This is a genomic window from Bradyrhizobium sp. LTSPM299 (assembly GCF_000938235.1).
Taxonomy (GTDB): Bacteria; Pseudomonadota; Alphaproteobacteria; order Rhizobiales; family Xanthobacteraceae; genus Bradyrhizobium.
Window position 1 is genome coordinate 1 of sequence record NZ_JYMU01000094.1, and the last position, 17,380, is coordinate 17,380.

The window sequence follows — 17,380 nt, forward strand, 5'->3', positions numbered from 1 at the left end:
TGCTGGCCGATGCAGCCATCCCGTCGCAAGCAGCGCGACTTCTCGCACAGCCTGCTGCGCCGGGACGACGGTGTGGAGACATTGTCGTTCGTTTGCACTATCGTTCCGTGCGGGGCACGACACGCAGAACGAGACGACCATGCAGACAAAAAAATTCGGCAACAACGGCCCGCAGGTTTCGGTGATCGGGCAGGGCACCTGGTATCTCGACCGCGGTGACCGCAAGGCGGCGATATCAGCACTCCAGCGCGGCATCGATGCCGGCATGACGCATATCGACACCGCGGAGATGTATGGCGACGCCGAGCTGGTGATCGCGGATGCGATCGCGGGCCAGCGTGACAAGCTGTTCCTGGTCTCCAAGGTGCTGCCGAGCAATGCCTCGCGGCGCGGCACCATCGCCGCCTGCGAGCGTTCGCTGAAGCGCCTGAAAACCGACCGTCTCGATTGCTATCTCTTGCACTGGCGCGGCTCCTATCCGCTCGCCGACACCGTCGCGGCATTCGACGAGTTGATCGCGGCCGGCAAGATCCGGTCCTGGGGCGTCAGCAATTTCGACGTCGACGATCTCGATGAGCTGCTCGACGTCGCCGGCGAGGGCAAGATCGCCTGCAACCAGGTGCTCTATCATCTGCAGGAGCGCGCGATCGAACACGCGGTGATCCCGTGGTGCGATGAACACGGCGTCGCTGTGGTCGCCTACTCACCGTTTGGCCACAATGATTTTCCGTCGCCATCGAGCAAGGGCGGCGCGGTGCTGCAGTCGATCGCAGCGACGCACAAGGCGACCGCGCGTCAGGTGGCGCTGAGCTTTCTTACGCGTGTTTCATCGGTGCTTGCGATACCGAAGGCATCGAACGCGGATCATGCGGCGGAGAATGCGGCGGCGGGAGATATCAAGTTGAACGACAGCGAGATCGCCGCGCTCGACAAGGCGTTTCTGCGTGGGCCGAAGCCGCGCGGCTTGCCGATGCTCTAGCGCCGCACACACAATTGCTAAGAAACAGTTTCAATCGCGGGCCCGCGTGGCCTGCGGCAGGCCGTCGCGCACCCCGACGCATATCGGAGTCCCGTTTTCAGGCATTGTTCTCCGGGCGGAATTGGAGTTTTTGAGAGCCTCGCCAGATTCGTTTTGTTTTGCCATCGAGATTGCCGTGACTCCGCCCCCCGCCGCAGCCGCCAGGCTGGACAGTGCCTATTTGCCATTGCCTGAAAAGACGACCGTCGCGCGCAAAGCACCTGCGCGCACCGACCGGCCGTTCAAGGGCATCGCGCTGATGCTGCTGTCGACGGTGTTTCTGGGTACCTCCGACGTCACCGCCAAATATCTGTCGTCGACGCTGCCCTCGATCGAGATCACCTGGATCCGCTTCGTGGTGTTCGCGCTGATCATGCTGCCTTCGATGTTGCCGGGCTCGCCACTGTTTGCGCTGCAAACCAAGCGTCCGGGCCTGCATGTGCTGCGCGGTTCGGCGCTGCTCGGCTCCTCGCTGCTCTTCATCACCGGCTTAAGCTTCCTGCCGATCGCGGAGGCGTCTGCGACGAGCTTCGTCGCGCCGCTGTTCGTCACCGCGTTGTCGATCGCCTTCCTCGGCGAGAGGGTCGGCCTGCGCCGCTGGATCGCGACCGCCGTTGGTCTGTTTGGCGTGTTCATCATCCTGCGGCCGGGTACCGCCGCGTTCCATCCCGCGGCGTTCTTCCCGATCTTTTCGGCGCTGGCCTGGGCCGGCACGCTGATCCTGACGCGCAAGATGAGCGGCGGCGAACGTCCCGCCACCATCATGGCTTATTCGTCGATCGTGGGCGTCGTCATCGTCTCCGTACTGGTGCCGTTCGTCTGGGTCACACCGACCTGGCACGACATCCTGTTCGGCCTCCTGATCGGAGTGGCGTCGACTGCGGGCCAGTGGATCGTGGTGCTGGCGTTCCGCTACGGCGATGCCTCGGTGTTGGCGCCGTTCTCCTACACGCAGCTGGTGTGGGTCAGCATCCTCGGCTTCTTCGTGTTCGGCGAACTGCCCGATGGCTGGACCATCGCGGGCGCCGCCTTCATCGTGGCCTCAGGCCTCTACACCGCCCACCGCGAGCGCATCCGCCGCTCGCAATTGCTGGCCGTGGCCGGCGAGCCGTCGCCAAACGCCTGACCGACTGGCCGAAATCGTGCGCTGGTTGCGAAGCCGGGCGCTCTGAACGTTGCACGGGTACAACAGATCGGCCGAAAAGCTTCGTTTCGGAAGCCGGCTCGGCGGCATTCGTGAAACAAACAGCAAAACTACGGGGGGCCGCGTGCTAGCCTAAGCCCAGAAGCGCCGCAGAGCGCTGGGGAATATTGGGGCGGTACGGTGCATTTTTTTCGTTTGTTTCTTTTTGATTTGCTTCAGATCCGGCTGCCTTGCTTGTTTCAAGCGCGGCTGCGTCGATGCGCGACTCGGCTCCTCGCTGGCGCTGCAGCAGCTCTGCTGTCGATCAGCGCGGCGCAGGCCCAAGGCTATACCTGGGGCGGCGCCGGTAGCACGACCAACACGGCGGACTACAACCTCAGCACCAACTGGTCGAATGCACCAGCCGGTGCGCCGCCGGTTTCAGCCGGGAAGGGCGCCTATTTCGATTCGACCGGATCGAGCAGCGTCAACATCACAGGCGGCTCGATTGCTCCCGACTTCTTCAACTTCACCGTTCCGTCGCAGTCCTACGCGTTCACCGGCGCGGACATCAAATTCAGTTCGGCCGCGGCGGTCTTCGGCGGCATCTTCGACAATGCCAATTTCGGCCAGACAATCTCAATCGCCAACAATATCGGGGAATCGGTCGCCGGCGTTCAGGTGATGTTGCAGGGGTCCAGCACGTTGGTTCTGTCCGGCACCAACACCTATTCGGGCGGACCTATGTCGGTGTCGGCACGCTGCAGGTGACCAACAACAATTCGGTCGGCACCGGAACGGTGACGCTGGGGGACGGTCTGTTCCAGGCCGAGGGTAAGAGCGACCTGACCTTCGCCAACAATTTCAAGATCGACAATTCGGCATCCGGCAGCGCGATCGACGCCAATGGCGTGAGCCTGACCATCGCCGGCAACATCACCGACGGTGCCGGCTCCGGCAAGCTCACCATTCTGGGCAGCTCGTTCGGCGGCGGTGTCGTGACGTTGCTCGGCACCAACACCTATAGCGGCGGCACCACGATCTGCTCCTGCGCGACGCTGGTGCTGGCGACGCCACCCATACCGCGTCCATCATCGGCAAAGTCATCAATGAAGGACAGTTCGCCATCCAGAATGCCGACATGTCTGGAGTCACCGCGCTGACCAATTACGGTCTCACGGAGTTCCTCGGCACGACGTCCGCAAGCACTATGACCATCACCAATGCCGGCGCCCTGTTGTTCCTGGACGCGAGCAGCGCCGGCAGCGCCACGATCAAGAACACCAGCGGCAGCGTGATCTACTTCGGCACTCCCGGCGGCACGGATACCAGCACGGCGGGGAGCGCCAGCATCGACAACAAGGGTTCCGGCACGATCTTCGCCGCTTTCACCAACGCCGGCACTGCGACGATCACCAACCACAATGGCGGGCGGCACCGTGTTCCTGGAGCAGTCGTCGGCGGCAAACGCCACGATCACCAACGGCACGGGCGGCACCACATCGTTCGGCACGGCCTACGGCACGGACCCGCCGACCGCTGGCAACGCAGTCATCACCAACAACTATCGCGGTGCGACCGAGTTCAACGCGTTTTCGACCGCCGGAAGCGCGGTCATCACGACCAATTCCGGCGGCGCGACCTTCTTCTACGACAACTCGACCGGCGGCACCGCGCAGTTCATCACCAACGGTACCGGCTTTGTGGATTTCGGCGGCAGCCTCGGGCTGAATGGTGACGGCCGCATCACGGCGGGCTCGATCGCAGGCTCCGGTACTTATTACATCGGCGGCGGCAATACACTGGTCGTCGGCGGCAACAATCTGTCGACGACGGTCAGTGGCGTGATTGCCGACAATGCACCGTGCGGCTGCGGAGGGCTCACCCTCGCCAAGGATGGGCTTAGCACTTTGCCCAGCGTCGGCAACCTTGAGAAGACCGGCAGCGGCACGCTGATCCTTTCGGGCATCAACACCTATTCCGGCACCACCAGCATCAATGGCGGGATCCTGCAGGTCGACGGCTCGATCGCCTCATCGAGCCTCACGACGGTGAATGCCGGTGGCCTGCTGAGCGGCGTCGGTACCGTCGGCAATGCGACGATCGCAAGTGGCGGCATCTTCCTGCCTGGCAATGGCACGCCTGGTACGTCGATGACCGTCTCGGGCAATCTCGCCTTCCAGTCGGGCGCGCTCTATCTGGTCGGAATCAATTCGACGACGTCGACGTTCACCAATGTGACGGGCACCGCAACGCTCGATGGATCGGTCCGTGTCGGCGTCGCCGCCGGCAGCACGGTTGTGAAGCAATATACCATCCTTTCGGCAAGCGGCGGCCGCAGCGGCGCGTTCACTGGCGTCGATACGCTTGGCCTGCCGTCCGGTTTGGTTGCCAGCCTGAGCTATGACCCCACGCACGCCTACCTAAAACTTCGCGCTCAATTATGGCGCCAAGTCGAACCTCAACATCAATCAGCAGAACGTCGCGACCACGCTGCAGAACTTCTTCAACGCCAATGGCGGCATCAGCGCCGTCTTTGCTGGACTGACGCCGAACGGGTTGACGCAAGCCTCGGGTGAGCCCGCAACCGGTTCGCAGCAGACACGTTCAACGCAATGGGCCTCTTCCTCGGGCTGCTGACCGATCCCTTCGTCGCTGGGCGCGATGGCGGCTTTGGTGGCGGCACGGGCGCTGTGCCGTTCGCCGACGAGAGCACCTCGCTCGCCTATGCCGCGCGCAAGACTGACTCGCGCGATGCGTTCGCTGGCATCAACAAGGCGCCGCCGCGGCCTGACTTCGAGCAGCGCTGGAGCGTCTGGGCGGCGGGCTATGGCGGATCGCAGACCACCAGCGGTAACGCGGGGCTCGGGTCGAACAACACGACCAGCAGCGTCTACGGCTCCGCGGTCGGTGCTGACTACCGCTTCTCGCCGAACACCATCGCAGGCTTTGCGCTGGCCGGTGGCGGTACCAATTTCAGCGTCAATGGTCTCGGCTGGGGCCGCTCCGACCTGTTCCAGGTCGGTGCGTTCGTGCGGCACACGGTGGGTCCGGCGTATATCAGCGCCGCACTCGCCTATGGCTGGCAGGACATCACCACCGATCGCATCGTCACGGTGGCGGGCGTCGATCATTTGCGCGCCGAGTTCAACGCCAATGCCTGGTCAAGGCGGCTCGAAGGCGGCTATCGCTACGCCACGCCGTGGATCGGTTTGACGCCCTACGCCGCGGCGCAATTCACGTCGTTTGAGCTGCCGAACTATGCGGAGTCCGTCGTCTCCGGCGGCGGTGCCTTTGCGCTCACCTACGCCGCCAAGAGCGTGACCGATACCCGCAGCGAACTCGGCCTGCGCACCGACAAATCGTTCGCGCTCGATAGCGGTATCGTGACGCTGCGTGGCCGGCTCGCCTGGGCGCACGACTACAAGCCGGATCGCACCATCGGTGCGGTGTTCCAGACGCTGCCGGGCGCCGCCTTCGTGGTCAACGGCGCGGCGCAGTCGCGTGATTCCGCGCTCACGACCGCATCCGCCGAGATCAAATGGCGCAACGGCTGGTCGGCGGCAGCAACCTTCGAAGGCGAGTTTTCCAACGTGACGCAATCCTACGCCGGCAAGGGTGTTATGCGCTATTCGTGGTGATCCCTGTGCTACTGTTCCGAAAACAGAGCAGGGAGCGATCATGCGCGCAGCGATCTTCAGGAACGGCGAGATTGTCGTCGACACCATGCCGGAACCTGTGCCTGATACCGGCCAGGTGCTGGTCAAGACACTGGTCTGCGGCATCTGCGGCTCCGATCTGCACGCGCGCAAGCACGCCCACCGCATGGTCGAGCTGACGAAATTCTTTCCGGGCCGCACGCCGATGGATCTCTCCCGCGACGTCGTATTCGGCCATGAGTTCTGCTGCGAGATCCTCGACTATGGCCAGGACACCGCGCGCAAGCTGAAGCCGGGCACAAGGGTCTGCTCGCTGCCGGCGCTGCTGACGCCGCAGGGCCCGAAGGGCATCGGCTATTCCAACGAGAATGTCGGCGGCTATGCCGAGCAGATGCTGCTCAGCGAGGCCCTGCTGCTGGAGGTGCCGAACGGGCTCGCGCCCGAGTACGCCGCATTGACCGAACCGCTCGCAGTCGGCGTGCACGCGGTGGCGAAAGCCAATATCAGCGGCGGCGAGGTGCCGCTGGTGATCGGTTGCGGCCCGGTGGGCCTGGCGGTGATCGCGGCGCTGAAGATCAAGGGCCTGCATCCGATCGTCGCCGCCGACTACTCGCCGATGCGGCGCCGGCTCGCCGAGCAGATGGGCGCCGATGTCGTGATCGATCCCGCAAAAACGCAGCCGTATGCGAGTTGGGCAGAGCATGCCCAGATGTCGCCGGAAGAGAAGGCCGCGCGGCCGCCCATGCAGGCAATGCTGCCGCCGCTGAAGCCCGCGCTGATCTTCGAATGCGTCGGCGTGCCCGGGCTGTTGCAGCAGGTGTTCGAGGGCGCGCCGCGCGCCGCCCGCATCGTCGTGGTCGGCGTCTGCATGGAGACCGACCGCTCCGAGCCGATGCTCGGCATCCTCAAGGAGCTCAACGTCCAATATGTGCTCGGCTACACGCCCGAGGAGTTCGCGTATTCGCTGCGACTGATCGCGGAAGGGCAGGTCGATGCCGGATCGCTGGTGACCGGCCGCGTCGGCATCGGCGGCGTCGCGCAGGCGTTCGCCGACCTCGCCAATCCCGAGGCCCACACCAAGATCCTCGTCGAGCCCTGGCGGTGAGTTGATTTCGTAAGGTGGGGTTAGTTAACTCAGCCTACGAATTCAGGTCTGTATCAGCGCAGATTTGCATTTCACGACGCCGAACCGGTAGTTCGCTGTCCTCTTGAAACAGCCCGGCATCCGCGCAACCAGGCAATCGTGGCGCAGCTCTGCTCAGCAGCTCCATTGAAATCCATCGACCACGAAATGCTGGCCGGTCATGAACATGTGCGCCTCGACGGCCAGATAGCGTACGATACTGGCGACGTCCTCAGGCGTGCCGACCCGTCCCATGGCAATGCCTGCGGTCAATTCTGCCTCCCGATCACCGAGCAGACCGCGCAAGAGGTCGGTGGCGATGAGGCCCGGGCAGATCGCATTCACCGACACTTTGGGTCCAAGCTCCTTGGCGAGCGACCGCGTCAGGCCCAGGATTCCGGCCTTGGCAGCCGCATAGGCATGCTTGCTGACGGCGCTCGTGACACCGCCCGACAGCGCGTTGATCGATGAAATCGAGATGATCCGCCCGCCGGTGTCCTGCTTCAGCATGATCGGCGCGGCCGCATGAATAAAGTTGAAGCAGCTTTTCAGATTGATTGCGATGGTGCGGTCGAATTCCGCCTCGGTGATGTCGAGAATCGGTTTTGGGTTCGCTGCGCCCGCATTGTTCAGGAGCACGTCGAGATGTCCCCATTTCGCGTTGACCTGTTCGACGGTCGCATGGGCGCGCGAAAAATCACTCACATCGGCCTGAAAGGTCAACGTACGCCTGCCCCGCGCCTCGATATCGCGCGCGGTTGCTGCCATCTCCTTGTCCAGCAGATCGACGAGGGCGATGTCGAGTCCGGAATCGGCAAGCGCCAGCGCACAGGTGCGGCCGATGCCGCGTGCGCCGCCGGTGACGAGGGCCGTCTTTGTCATGAGCAAATCCTCAGGCAGCGTGGTCGCGCGCGTAGCGGACCACATCGGCATGGGTTGCGCACCAGACGTCGCCCTTGGCCTTGGCCAGCCCAATGAGCTCCTCGATGATCCACAGCCGCGAACGGTAGCCGATCATGTGCGGATGGCAGGTGAGCTGGAAGACTCCGCCCTCCTCATAGGCCGCCTCGAACTCGCGCCGAAACACGTCGAAGACGTCCGACGGTGGCGTATAGGGACGCAAGCCCTGGAACCGGTGCATCATGAAATAGACCGCGTCGTCGCGGATCCATTCCACCGGAAATTCGATGACGCCGGTCGGTTCGCCTTCCAGGAGCAGCTCGTAGCAATCGACGTCGGCCATCAGCGAAGAATCGTAGAGCAGGCCGGCCTCCTTGGTGATCCGCAGCGTATGCGGCGAGAAATCCCAGGACGCTGTGCGCGCGCCGACCGGCCGCACCTTGGTCGTCTTCTCCAGCACGTCGGCCGCGCGCGACATCAGGTCCTTTTCGGCCTCATAGGGCAGCACCGAGTTCAGCTCGTGGATCCAGGAATGGATGCCGATCTCGTGGCCTTCGGCGATGATGCGGCGCTGCTCGTCGGGGTAGATCAGCGCGCATACGGCCGGCACGTAGAAAGTCGCCGGCACCGAGTATTTCGCCAGCAGCTTGAGAATGTTCGGGACGCCGACACGATTGCCGTATTGTCCCCACGCCATGCGCCCGATCGATTTGCCGCCGTCGCGCAGCTCGTTGGTCTCGTGGTCGGAATCGAACGACAGCGCGAACGCGCAGCGCGCACCGTCCTTCCAGCTCTTGGGCCGATAGGTCCTTCCGGCGCGGACCTGGTTGACCAGACCGCGCCAGTGGCTTTCCGGCCACTGCCAGGGCTCGAGCTGCAAAGGTTCGAGCTTCGATGTCTCGTTCATGATGGTCCTCCCGAATGATTTGCTACAGCGGGCCGCCGGTGACGGGGATGGTCTGCCCCGTGATCCACGAGGCGTGGTCGGAGGCGAGAAACGTCACCGCATCGGCGATGTCCTGCGGCGCGCCCATGCGCCGCATCGCAATCGTGTTGACGAAATTGTCGCGGAAGTCGGCCGGCCAGTTGTTCCACTGCCGCTCGTAATCGGGGCTGGTCGCCATGAAGCCGGGCGCAACCGAATTCACGGTGATGCCGAACGGCCCGAGCTCCTGGGCAAGCTGTTTGACCAGACCGATCTGTCCGTGCTTGGCGGCCGGATAGCTCTGGAGGCCGGTCAAGCTGGTGGCAAGGCCAGCACGGCTCGATATGGTGACAATGCGGCCGCCTCCCTTTGTCTTCATTCCGGGCGCGACGGCCTTGATGAACAGGAACGCACCCTTGAGGTTGGCGTCGACGATGGCGTCGAAATCGTCCGCGCTCACCTCCTCCAGCGGCCGGGGCCGCTGGCCGCGCACGCCTCCTGCCACATAGACCAGGATATCGACGCCGCCGGCCGTGTGCACGACCTCGGCAATGGAGGCCTCGTTGGTGACGTCGACCCTGGCAGCGATGATCTCGCCACCGCCATCGGCGCGGCCTGCGATCGGGGCGAGGTCATCGACCAGTAGGTCGCAGGCGACGACGCGCGCGCCGTCATTGGCCAGCGATCGAGCGATGCTCTGGCCGATGCCGCGCGCGGCTCCCGCCACGATCGCGGTACGTCCATCGAATCGAATGAGCATGGTGAGCTCTTCAGCTTCTCATCGCAGTTTTGTCCCGGCGGTTTCCTTCAGGCTCCAGATCACGAGCAGCGAGATCACCGCCGAAGGCAACAGATAGAGATAGGTCGGCGACACCGGTGATCCCGTGGCCTGGATCAGCCAGGTCGCGATGAACGGCGCGAAGCCGCCGAAGATGGCGACCGAGAGCGCGTAGCCGCTCGACATCCAGGTCGAGCGCAGATGGGTCGGAAAGATTTCTGAGATCGCCGCGGGTCCCGCGCCTGAATAGAGCGCAAGCAGGATGCCGAGCAGGATCTGGAGCGGTATCACCAGCGCGAACCCGGTGCCGTTGGTCATCAGCGAGAACAACGGATAGGCGAGCAATCCGATGCTGATCGCGCTCGCCATCAGGAGCGGCTTGCGGCCGACCTTGTCCGACAGCGCACCCCAGAAAGGAACCGCGATCACCATGGCGATCAGGCCGATCGTGTTCGACCACAGCGCCTGCGAGGGGGTCAGCCCGGCAAAGCGCTGGGTGAAGCTCGGCATCCAGGCGAGCAGCGTGTAATAGGCGACGGTCCAGAAGATGGTGAAGCCGAACGCGAGGGCCCCGAGCGGCAACCCGGCGACAACAGGCTGTTCGGCGGCCTTGCGGCTCGCTTCATAGGACGGCGTCTCCTCGACGTTCCGGCGCAGATAAGCGCCGACGAAGAGCAATAGTACGCCGAGCAGAAACGGTACGCGCCAGCCCCAGTCGAGCATCTCCGCCTGACTCAGCGATGAGGTCATGATGGCGGCGACGGCCGAGCCGAGCAGCGAGCCGCCGGCGGTCGAGACCTGCTGGAAACTGCCGAACAAGCCGCGGCGGTCCGGCGGCGCCCATTCCACCATGAAGGCGGTCGAGGTGCCCCATTCGCCGCCGGCAGCGAGCCCCTGCACGATGCGCAAGCAGACCAGCAGGATCGGCGCCCAGACGCCGATCGCCTCATAGGACGGCAACACGCCGAGCCCGACCGTGCCCAACGCCATCAGGAAGATGGTGAGCAGCAGCGCCGCCTTGCGGCCTTTGGTGTCGCCGAGGCGGCCGATCACGATGCCGCCGAGTGGCCGCGCCAGGAAGCCGACGCCGTAGGCGGCGAAGGCAGCGAGCAGCGAGGCGGTCGGATCGCTGTTCGGGAAGAACTTTGTCGCGATCAGTCCGGCGAGATAGGCATAGACACCGAAATCGTACCACTCGAGCAGGTTGCCGATCGCCGCGGCCGAGATCGCCCTGCGGGAGTTGTCCACCAGATCCGCGCTCGGCGCGGCCAGAACAGAAGCTTCCGCCATTGCATCACCCCGCCACGTGCATTTTCGCAGCAATATTCCACATGACTATCCCGGCGGTGTCGAGGGGCAAGGCGCGCGCCATGACGGCTCTGCGGTGATGGCTGACAGTTCCCCGCGGCATGGCTCTTGGTCATGGCTCTCGATCCGGAAGATGTGGGCATCGCGACGGCGCGCCAATTTGCATTTCACGGCACCGAACCTATAGTTCGCTGTCCTCCGGCAACACAGACCTCACGCGGTTCATGCGAGTTTCAATCATCACGGGAGGCGGCTCCGGCATTGGCGCTGCGGTTGCGCGCCGCCTCGCTGCATCGGATCAATGCCTGATGCTGCACGGGCAGGGCGCCGAGGCCGCCGGCCTAGCGCGGTTGACATCGGTTGCGGATGCGTGCCGCAGCGCCGGCGCAAAAGTCGAGATCCGCACCGGCGATCTGGCCAAGGCCGGCACCGGTGCCGAGCTCGTCGACGCCGCGCGCGCGGCGTTCGGACCGGTCGATACCATCGTGCACGCCGCGGGCTTTGCCGACCGGCGCGATTTTGCCAGCCTGCCGCGTGAAGGCCTCGAGCGCGCCTTTGCCGTGATGGCGGCGGCATTCCACGAGATGGCGGCCGCCGCGCTGACTGACCTGACGCGGAACGCGCATGGGCGCGTCGTCGCAGTCTCCAGCTTCGGGCCGCATCGCTTCGTGCCCGGCGCGACCTATCCTGGATCGGCGGCGGCCAAGGCCGCGCTCGAAGTGCTGGTCAAGTCGCTGGCGATCGAGCTTGCGCCCTCGGGCGCCACCGCCAACGCCGTGATGCCCGGTTATACGCAGAAGGATCCCGGCCTGGTCGGCGCGCTGGATCCTGCGACCTGGCAGCGGGTGGCGAAAGCCAATCCGATGCAGCGGCTGGCCCAGTCAGACGAGGTTGCCTCTGTGGTCGCCTTCCTGCTGTCGCCGGACGCGGCCCATGTCACCGGCGCCATGCTGCCGGTCGATGGCGGGCTGACTTTGATGTGATTGCGTGACTCGCTCCGGTCCGCCTGCGATGCTGAGACGTCACATCAGCGGACGCTGAGAAATCCGGTCATCGAGGGGCAGCATGAACTACGTTTGGGATTTTGCGATCCTCGGCAAGTACAGCCATTTGTTCTGGCTCGGGCTCGGCTGGACCATCGCCTACACGATCGGCACCATCATTTTGGGATCGCTGATCGGCTTGATCGTCGGCATGCTGCGCTTGAAGCGCATTCCGGTGATCGACTGGCTCTTGATCGCCTATATCGAACTGTTTCGCTGCACGCCGCTCTTGGTGCAGATCATCTGGTTCTATTACGCGTTCCCGGTGGTGATAGGCGTCAACATCCCCGCGCATGTCGCAGCCGTCAGCGTGCTCTCGCTCTACGGCGGCGCGTTCTATGCCGAGATCGTGCGCGGCAGCATCGAAAGCGTGCCGATCGGGCAGTGGGATGCCGCCAAGGCGCTCGGCTTCCGCGGCTGGCGCCTGATGCGGCTCGTGATCCTGCCGCAGGCGATGAAGCCGATGATGGCGCCCTACGTCAACCAGTCCGTGACGCAGCTGAAGAACACCTCGCTGGTGTCGATCATTGCGGTGCCCGACCTCGTCTACAACGCGACCCTGATCAACGCCGACACCTACCGGCCGCTCGAGGTCTACACCGTCGTGGCGCTGATCTATTTCGCGATCCTGTTCCCGTCGACGCTGGTGGCGCGTCGCCTCGAGCGCGGCCTGACCTACGACAAGGTGTGATGACTGTCCTTCTCCCTCTCCCCGTTCTTACGGGGTCGAGACGAGCGAAGCTCGCTCTTAGAGGGTTGGGATGAGGGGCTCTCAACGCGACTGTCGAAGATCGAGAGGCCTGTACCCCCTCACCCGGATCGCATTCCGCTGCGCTGCATGCGATCCGACCTCTCCCCGCAGGCGGGGCGAGGTGAAAAGAGCTCACATCAAATATTCAGCTCCACCGGCACGTCCTCCGGCTTGACACCACTCAGCGTCAGGCCCTTGACGAACCATTCGCGCATCTGGCCGACGCCTCGGTTATAGTCGACCCACACCGACAGGAAATCGCGCCAGCGCTTGTCCGGCTCGCGCCGCACCGCCATGCCGCTCGCGATCGTCACCGACGGCGACGTCAGGATCTTGTAGGTGCCGAGGTTCGGGTTCTTGGCGATCGCGGTCAGCCCCAGCACCAGCGCGTTGACCACGCAATCGACCCGGCCCGACGACATTTCCAGCATCACCTCGTCGCGCGACTTCAGCGACTTGATGGTGGCATTGGGCGCAAACCGCCGCGCGACCGCCTCATTGGCCGATCCGACGTCGACCGCGATGTTCACCTCCGGCTTGCTGATGTCGGCCCAGGTCCTGGCCTCGAGGCCCTTCTTCAGCATCGCGCCGAACGGATGCGGAAACACCGGACTGGTGAAGTCGACCACCAGCGCGCGCTGCGGGGTCGGGTTGAGCGCAAAGCCGAGATCGATCTTGTTGGCCTGCAAATCGAGGATCGAATTGCCGTAGGTCGACTCGACATATTCCAGCTTGACGTCGAGCAGCATTGCCAGATCGTTGGCCATCTCGATCGAGAAGCCGGACCAGGTGCCTGAGGCAAGATCCTTGTTGAAATAGGGCAGTTCGCCCGGCAGCACGGCGATGCGCAGCGCCTTGTTGGCGCGGATGCGGTCGAGCGTGTTGTCCGCGGCCGTCTGCGCCGACACCGGCGTTGCCATCGCGGACGCCAGCGCGGCGCCGCTGCCGATCCCGAGCGCAAAACGCAGCGCGTCGCGGCGATCTTCTGAAATCTTGACGTCGTCGGATTGAGTCACGAAGGCCTCCCTGCTCCAGATCGGGGAAGCCTAGCGTCGGCGTTTGGCCGCAGCAAGTGTGCCGGCCTGCGCCATTAGTAGGCGAGATGACTGTGTGATTGCCCATCTCTTCACCTTGCCCCGCTTGCGGGGAGAGGCGTAGGCCGCCTTCGGCGGCCGTCTATCAAGAACGCTGAAGCGGAGCTTCAGTTATGTTGCATCGAAGATGCAATCCGGGTGAGGGGGAGTCTCCGCAAACTCATTTGCTGTCGCATTTGCCGAAGCAGCCCCTCACCCTGACCCTCTCCCCGTAAGAGCGGGGAGAGGGGAAACTGCGAGCATTAAAACTTCGCCGGCACGTACATCTCCGGCGGGACCGGGCCGCGGTGATAGTCGGGATTGCGCACCCGCGGCGGCAGCGTGACGGGGGCGTGCTCGACCTGCTGATAAGGAATCTGGCCCAGCAGATGCGAGATGCAGTTGAGCCGGGACCGCTTCTTGTCGACGGCATCGACGATCCACCACGGGGAATCAGGCAGATGCGTGTGCTCCAGCATCGTTTCCTTGGCCTTGGTGTACTGCTCCCAGCGGCTGCGCGCCTCGACATCCATCGGGCTCAGCTTCCACTGCTTCAGCGGATCCTGGATTCGCATCGTGAAGCGGAACTGCTGTTCCTCGTCGGTGATCGAGAACCAGTATTTCAACAGGATGGTGCCGGAGCGGATCAGCATGCGCTCGAATTCCGGCACCGACTTGAAGAACTCCTGGTACTGCTCCTCGCTGCAGAACCCCATCACCTTCTCGACGCCGGCGCGGTTGTACCAGGAGCGGTCGAACAGCACGATCTCGCCGCCGGCCGGCAGATGCGTGACATAGCGCTGGAAGTACCATTGCGTGCGTTCGCGCTCGCTCGGCGCCGGCAGCGCCGCGACGCGGCAGATGCGCGGGTTGAGCCGCTGGGTGATGCGCTTGATGACGCCGCCCTTGCCGGCGGAATCGCGCCCCTCGAACAGCACGACGACCTTCTTCTTCTCGTGGTGCACCCAGTCTTGCAGCTTCACCAGTTCGCCCTGCAGCCGCAGCAGTTCGCGGAAGTAAAGCTTGCGGTCGAGCCCCGGCCCCGCCTCATGGTCGAGTTCGTCGAGCCTGGTGTCGTCGAGCTCGAGTTCGAGCTCCTCGTCGAGGCTGTCGGCCATCTCCTGGTGGATGCGCGCGCGAAGTGCTTCGTCGGTGAGGGCGGAGGCAGTCATGAATCCGTCTTTCCATGATATGTGGATCGCGCCGGAGCATTGACGGCCCATGTTACCTTCGTGTGACATCGCGGTGACGGCCGTTTCACAGCGATGACGAGACTGTGCTAACAAGCGCCGACAAGAGCAAAAAGGGGAGAAGCCGATGATCACGCTCATGCCAAACGACGTCCTGCCGGCCGATACGACCGCCGGTACGCTGGTCGGACGGGTCTGGCTGCCGCAGGCGGGCGGTCCGGCCGTAGTAGCCGTGCGCAATGACGGTGTGTTCGACGTCACTGCGCGTTTCCCCACGGTGAGCGCGCTCTGCGAGGAGCCCGATCCCGCGGCCGCGTTGCGTGCGGCAGGTGGCACGCGGATCGGCGATCTCGCGGCGATCCTCGCCAACACGCCGCCCGATCGCCGCGATCCGCAAAAACCCTGGCTGCTGGCGCCGGTCGATCTGCAGGTGCTGAAGGCCGCCGGCGTCACCTTCGCCATCTCGATGCTGGAACGCGTGATCGAGGAGCGGTCGCGCGGCAATCCGTCGTCCGCCGAGGCGATCCGCAAGGAAGTCGTGCGCCTGGTCGGCGACGATTTCTCGAAGCTGAAGCCCGGTTCGGCGGAGGCAAGCAAGCTGAAGCAGGTGCTGATCGAGCAGAACGCCTGGAGCCAATATTTGGAGGTCGGCATCGGGCCCGACGCCGAGGTCTTCACCAAGGCGCCGACGCTGTCCTCGGTCGGCACCGGCATGGATGCCGGGCTGCATCCGAAATCGACCTGGAACAACCCGGAGCCGGAGGTCGTGCTGGTCGTCTCCAGCGGCGGCAAGATCGTCGGTGCCGCGCTCGGCAACGACGTCAATCTGCGCGACTTCGAGGGCCGCTCGGCGCTGTTGCTGTCGAAAGCCAAGGACAACAACGCCTCCTGCGCGATCGGCCCGCTGCTGCGGCTGTTCGACCAGACATTCACGCTCGACGACGTGCGCAAGATGGACGTCGGTTTGACCGTGAAGGGAGCAGATGGATTCGTGCTCGAGGGCCATTCCTCGATCAGCAAGATCAGCCGCGATCCGACCGATCTAGTCGCCCAGACCATCGGCCCGGTGCATCAATACCCTGACGGTTTCGCGCTGTTCCTCGGCACGATGTTCGCACCGGTCAAGGATCGCGACGCCAAGGGTGAGGGCTTTACCCACAAGCGTGACGACATCGTCACCATCGCAGCCCCCCAGCTCGGCAAGCTCGTCAACCGGATGCGTCACAGCGACGAGTGCGAGCATTGGACGTTCGGCCTCAGTGCGCTGATGAAGAATTTGGCGCAGCGGAAGGTCATCTGACGAATCCGTCCACCACATTCTCCACCCGTCATTCCGGGGCTCGCGAAGCGAGAACCCGGAATCCATTGGGCCGCAGGCTTTATGGATGAATGGATTCCGGGTTCGCGCCAAGAGGCGCGCTTGGCCTGAATTAGTAAAGATGCGAAGTTCTTGAAGAGCGTTCTGCAATCTTGTGAAGATTGCGAAGCGATCAGCATTTCCCTTTGGGCTACCAACCGCTCGCGCTACGATCGACAACAGGACACGACGTTGATTCGGAGGCACCTATGCCAAGGCAGTTCGGCCTGAAACGCGTAACGGCAGCGGAACGGCCAGCGTTGGCGTCATCGGCCAAATGCTGCCCCGAAGTGTCGGACCCCGCGATGACCAACGAACCGTCATCACCGCAGCAAGGGTCTCCGCAGACTGAACCTCTGTATGCGCCTGCGAGCTGGCGGGGCAATTCCGACCGCCGCTGCATCTCGGCGAGTTGATCATCGCGCCTTCGTCACCCTACGGTCGGTTGTCGAGGCCTCTCAAGTTAGCCCGACATCGTCAAGCACGTATCGAGCCGAGTTATGCAGACCTTCCCTGGAGGCCGCGATAATGCGGTCATTCGATAATGCGGTCATTCAATGGTAGCTGCCCGGTTGCCAGACTCACCGCCGAGTTGATGACCTGCCAACGAGCGACCAGTTGCGAACTCAGCGTAGGGAAAATTACTCGCGCCTAAAACTGAGAATACCTCTTCCTATTGGATTTCCTGATACTAACGGATTCGGCATCCAGGCCGTAAAGACGTCGAGCGTGTCTCCATCAAGCTTGTAGAATCGTTCCTGCTCACTGCCGTTCCAGGCTTCATTCCAAGATGAGTCGATCTTTGTGATGAACCTATCCCCATCGATCCGATACCGTCCGGTATAGGCCATCAGAGTACGGAAAAGTGCCACCAGTTTCTCATCTGTATTCCCTGGCTCCCGCGCCTCTGCGGTAACGAGCACCATCATTCGCCCATCAGAGCTGAAAATAAGGTACCCATTGGGGTCGGCGCCCCACGGTTGACTGCGCTCCTTTGAATCCTGAAGCTCAGTATCAAAAGAAACCAACCGCCAGCAACCGTGGAGCTTAGTGTCGCGCTCAGACATATTTCGCTCTTGTAGTAGTTTGCCTAAATGTACCCACCTGTCGAAAGTAGAGTATGTTGCCATGC

The 17,380-nt window shown here is 63.6% G+C and carries 15 protein-coding genes and 1 pseudogene; 9 read left to right on the forward strand and 7 right to left on the reverse strand.

What is annotated here, in order from left to right:
* Positions 1-139: 139 nt before the first annotated feature.
* The 6 genes and pseudogenes from UP10_RS39870 (at position 140) to UP10_RS39895 (ending at position 6,905) form a co-directional block, all read left to right on the forward strand.
* Complete coding sequence (locus UP10_RS39870) at positions 140-979, forward strand: aldo/keto reductase (RefSeq protein WP_044592632.1); 840 nt, start codon at positions 140-142, stop codon at positions 977-979.
* Positions 980-1,154: 175 nt separating this feature from the next.
* Positions 1,155-2,144 carry a DMT family transporter gene (locus tag UP10_RS39875; RefSeq protein WP_156180725.1) on the forward strand — a complete coding sequence of 330 codons (990 nt, stop codon included), beginning with the start codon at positions 1,155-1,157 and terminating at the stop codon, positions 2,142-2,144.
* Positions 2,145-2,396: 252 nt separating this feature from the next.
* A complete protein-coding gene (locus UP10_RS39880; RefSeq protein ID WP_156180727.1) occupies positions 2,397-2,912 on the forward strand; it encodes a hypothetical protein in 516 nt (171 codons plus the stop codon).
* Entirely contained in the window at positions 2,909-3,304 is a 396-nt protein-coding gene (locus UP10_RS39885) for a hypothetical protein (protein ID WP_044592634.1), read from the forward strand. Before UP10_RS39880 ends, UP10_RS39885 begins: the two co-directional genes overlap by 4 nt.
* 540 nt (positions 3,305-3,844) lie before the next feature.
* A pseudogene (locus UP10_RS46835) lies at positions 3,845-5,782 on the forward strand (autotransporter family protein).
* Between the two features lie 40 nt (positions 5,783-5,822).
* Complete coding sequence (locus UP10_RS39895; RefSeq protein ID WP_044592635.1) at positions 5,823-6,905, forward strand: zinc-binding dehydrogenase; 1,083 nt, start codon at positions 5,823-5,825, stop codon at positions 6,903-6,905.
* 153 nt (positions 6,906-7,058) lie between these two features.
* Here UP10_RS39895 and UP10_RS39900 read toward each other — a convergent pair whose 3' ends face one another.
* From UP10_RS39900 to UP10_RS39915, 4 genes are read right to left on the reverse strand one after another with little or no spacing between them, the layout of a single operon-like run.
* Complete coding sequence (locus tag UP10_RS39900; protein ID WP_044592708.1) at positions 7,059-7,805, reverse strand: SDR family NAD(P)-dependent oxidoreductase; 747 nt, start codon at positions 7,803-7,805, stop codon at positions 7,059-7,061.
* Positions 7,806-7,815: 10 nt separating this feature from the next.
* Positions 7,816-8,730 carry a polysaccharide deacetylase family protein gene (locus UP10_RS39905; protein WP_044592636.1) on the reverse strand — a complete coding sequence of 305 codons (915 nt, stop codon included), beginning with the start codon at positions 8,728-8,730 and terminating at the stop codon, positions 7,816-7,818.
* Positions 8,731-8,752: 22 nt separating this feature from the next.
* Positions 8,753-9,508, reverse strand: a complete 756-nt coding sequence (locus UP10_RS39910; protein WP_044592637.1) for an SDR family NAD(P)-dependent oxidoreductase — start codon at positions 9,506-9,508, stop codon at positions 8,753-8,755.
* 18 nt (positions 9,509-9,526) lie between these two features.
* Complete coding sequence (locus tag UP10_RS39915) at positions 9,527-10,816, reverse strand: MFS transporter (RefSeq protein ID WP_044592638.1); 1,290 nt, start codon at positions 10,814-10,816, stop codon at positions 9,527-9,529.
* A 242-nt stretch (positions 10,817-11,058) separates the two neighbouring features.
* On the opposite strand from UP10_RS39915, the gene UP10_RS39920 reads away from it, so the two are divergent.
* Entirely contained in the window at positions 11,059-11,817 is a 759-nt protein-coding gene (locus UP10_RS39920) for an SDR family NAD(P)-dependent oxidoreductase (RefSeq protein ID WP_044592639.1), read from the forward strand.
* A gap of 82 nt (positions 11,818-11,899) precedes the next feature.
* The gene (locus tag UP10_RS39925; protein WP_044538748.1) at positions 11,900-12,568 is read left to right on the forward strand and encodes an amino acid ABC transporter permease; all 669 of its coding nucleotides are present in this window, start codon (positions 11,900-11,902) and stop codon (positions 12,566-12,568) included.
* A gap of 197 nt (positions 12,569-12,765) precedes the next feature.
* On the opposite strand, the gene UP10_RS39930 is transcribed toward UP10_RS39925, so the two are convergent.
* Entirely contained in the window at positions 12,766-13,644 is an 879-nt protein-coding gene (locus UP10_RS39930; protein ID WP_044592640.1) for a transporter substrate-binding domain-containing protein, read from the reverse strand.
* Positions 13,645-13,964: 320 nt separating this feature from the next.
* On the reverse strand, positions 13,965-14,873 hold the full coding sequence (gene ppk2, locus UP10_RS39935; RefSeq protein WP_044592641.1) for a polyphosphate kinase 2: 909 nt from the start codon (positions 14,871-14,873) through the stop codon (positions 13,965-13,967).
* Between the two features lie 145 nt (positions 14,874-15,018).
* Here ppk2 and UP10_RS39940 point away from each other — a divergent pair, with 145 nt between their 5' ends.
* Positions 15,019-16,191, forward strand: a complete 1,173-nt coding sequence (locus UP10_RS39940) for a fumarylacetoacetate hydrolase family protein (protein WP_044592642.1) — start codon at positions 15,019-15,021, stop codon at positions 16,189-16,191.
* A 698-nt stretch (positions 16,192-16,889) separates the two neighbouring features.
* Here UP10_RS39940 and UP10_RS39945 read toward each other — a convergent pair.
* Positions 16,890-17,315, reverse strand: a complete 426-nt coding sequence (locus tag UP10_RS39945) for a lipocalin-like domain-containing protein (protein ID WP_044592643.1) — start codon at positions 17,313-17,315, stop codon at positions 16,890-16,892.
* Positions 17,316-17,380 lie beyond the last annotated feature (65 nt).

Bases quoted from the DNA above. Each gene is read 5' to 3' on its own strand.
- UP10_RS39940 (WP_044592642.1), top strand. From the start codon at position 15,019: ATGATCACGCTCATGCCAAACGACGTCCTGCCGGCCGATACGACCGCC.
- UP10_RS39920 (WP_044592639.1), top strand. From the start codon at position 11,059: ATGCGAGTTTCAATCATCACGGGAGGCGGCTCCGGCATTGGCGCTGCG.
- UP10_RS39925 (WP_044538748.1), top strand. From the start codon at position 11,900: ATGAACTACGTTTGGGATTTTGCGATCCTCGGCAAGTACAGCCATTTG.
- UP10_RS39910 (WP_044592637.1), bottom strand. From the start codon at position 9,508: ATGCTCATTCGATTCGATGGACGTACCGCGATCGTGGCGGGAGCCGCG.
- UP10_RS39915 (WP_044592638.1), bottom strand. From the start codon at position 10,816: ATGGCGGAAGCTTCTGTTCTGGCCGCGCCGAGCGCGGATCTGGTGGAC.
- ppk2 (WP_044592641.1), bottom strand. From the start codon at position 14,873: ATGACTGCCTCCGCCCTCACCGACGAAGCACTTCGCGCGCGCATCCAC.
- UP10_RS39895 (WP_044592635.1), top strand. From the start codon at position 5,823: ATGCGCGCAGCGATCTTCAGGAACGGCGAGATTGTCGTCGACACCATG.
- UP10_RS39905 (WP_044592636.1), bottom strand. From the start codon at position 8,730: ATGAACGAGACATCGAAGCTCGAACCTTTGCAGCTCGAGCCCTGGCAG.
- UP10_RS39870 (WP_044592632.1), top strand. From the start codon at position 140: ATGCAGACAAAAAAATTCGGCAACAACGGCCCGCAGGTTTCGGTGATC.
- UP10_RS39900 (WP_044592708.1), bottom strand. From the start codon at position 7,805: ATGACAAAGACGGCCCTCGTCACCGGCGGCGCACGCGGCATCGGCCGC.
- UP10_RS39945 (WP_044592643.1), bottom strand. From the start codon at position 17,315: ATGTCTGAGCGCGACACTAAGCTCCACGGTTGCTGGCGGTTGGTTTCT.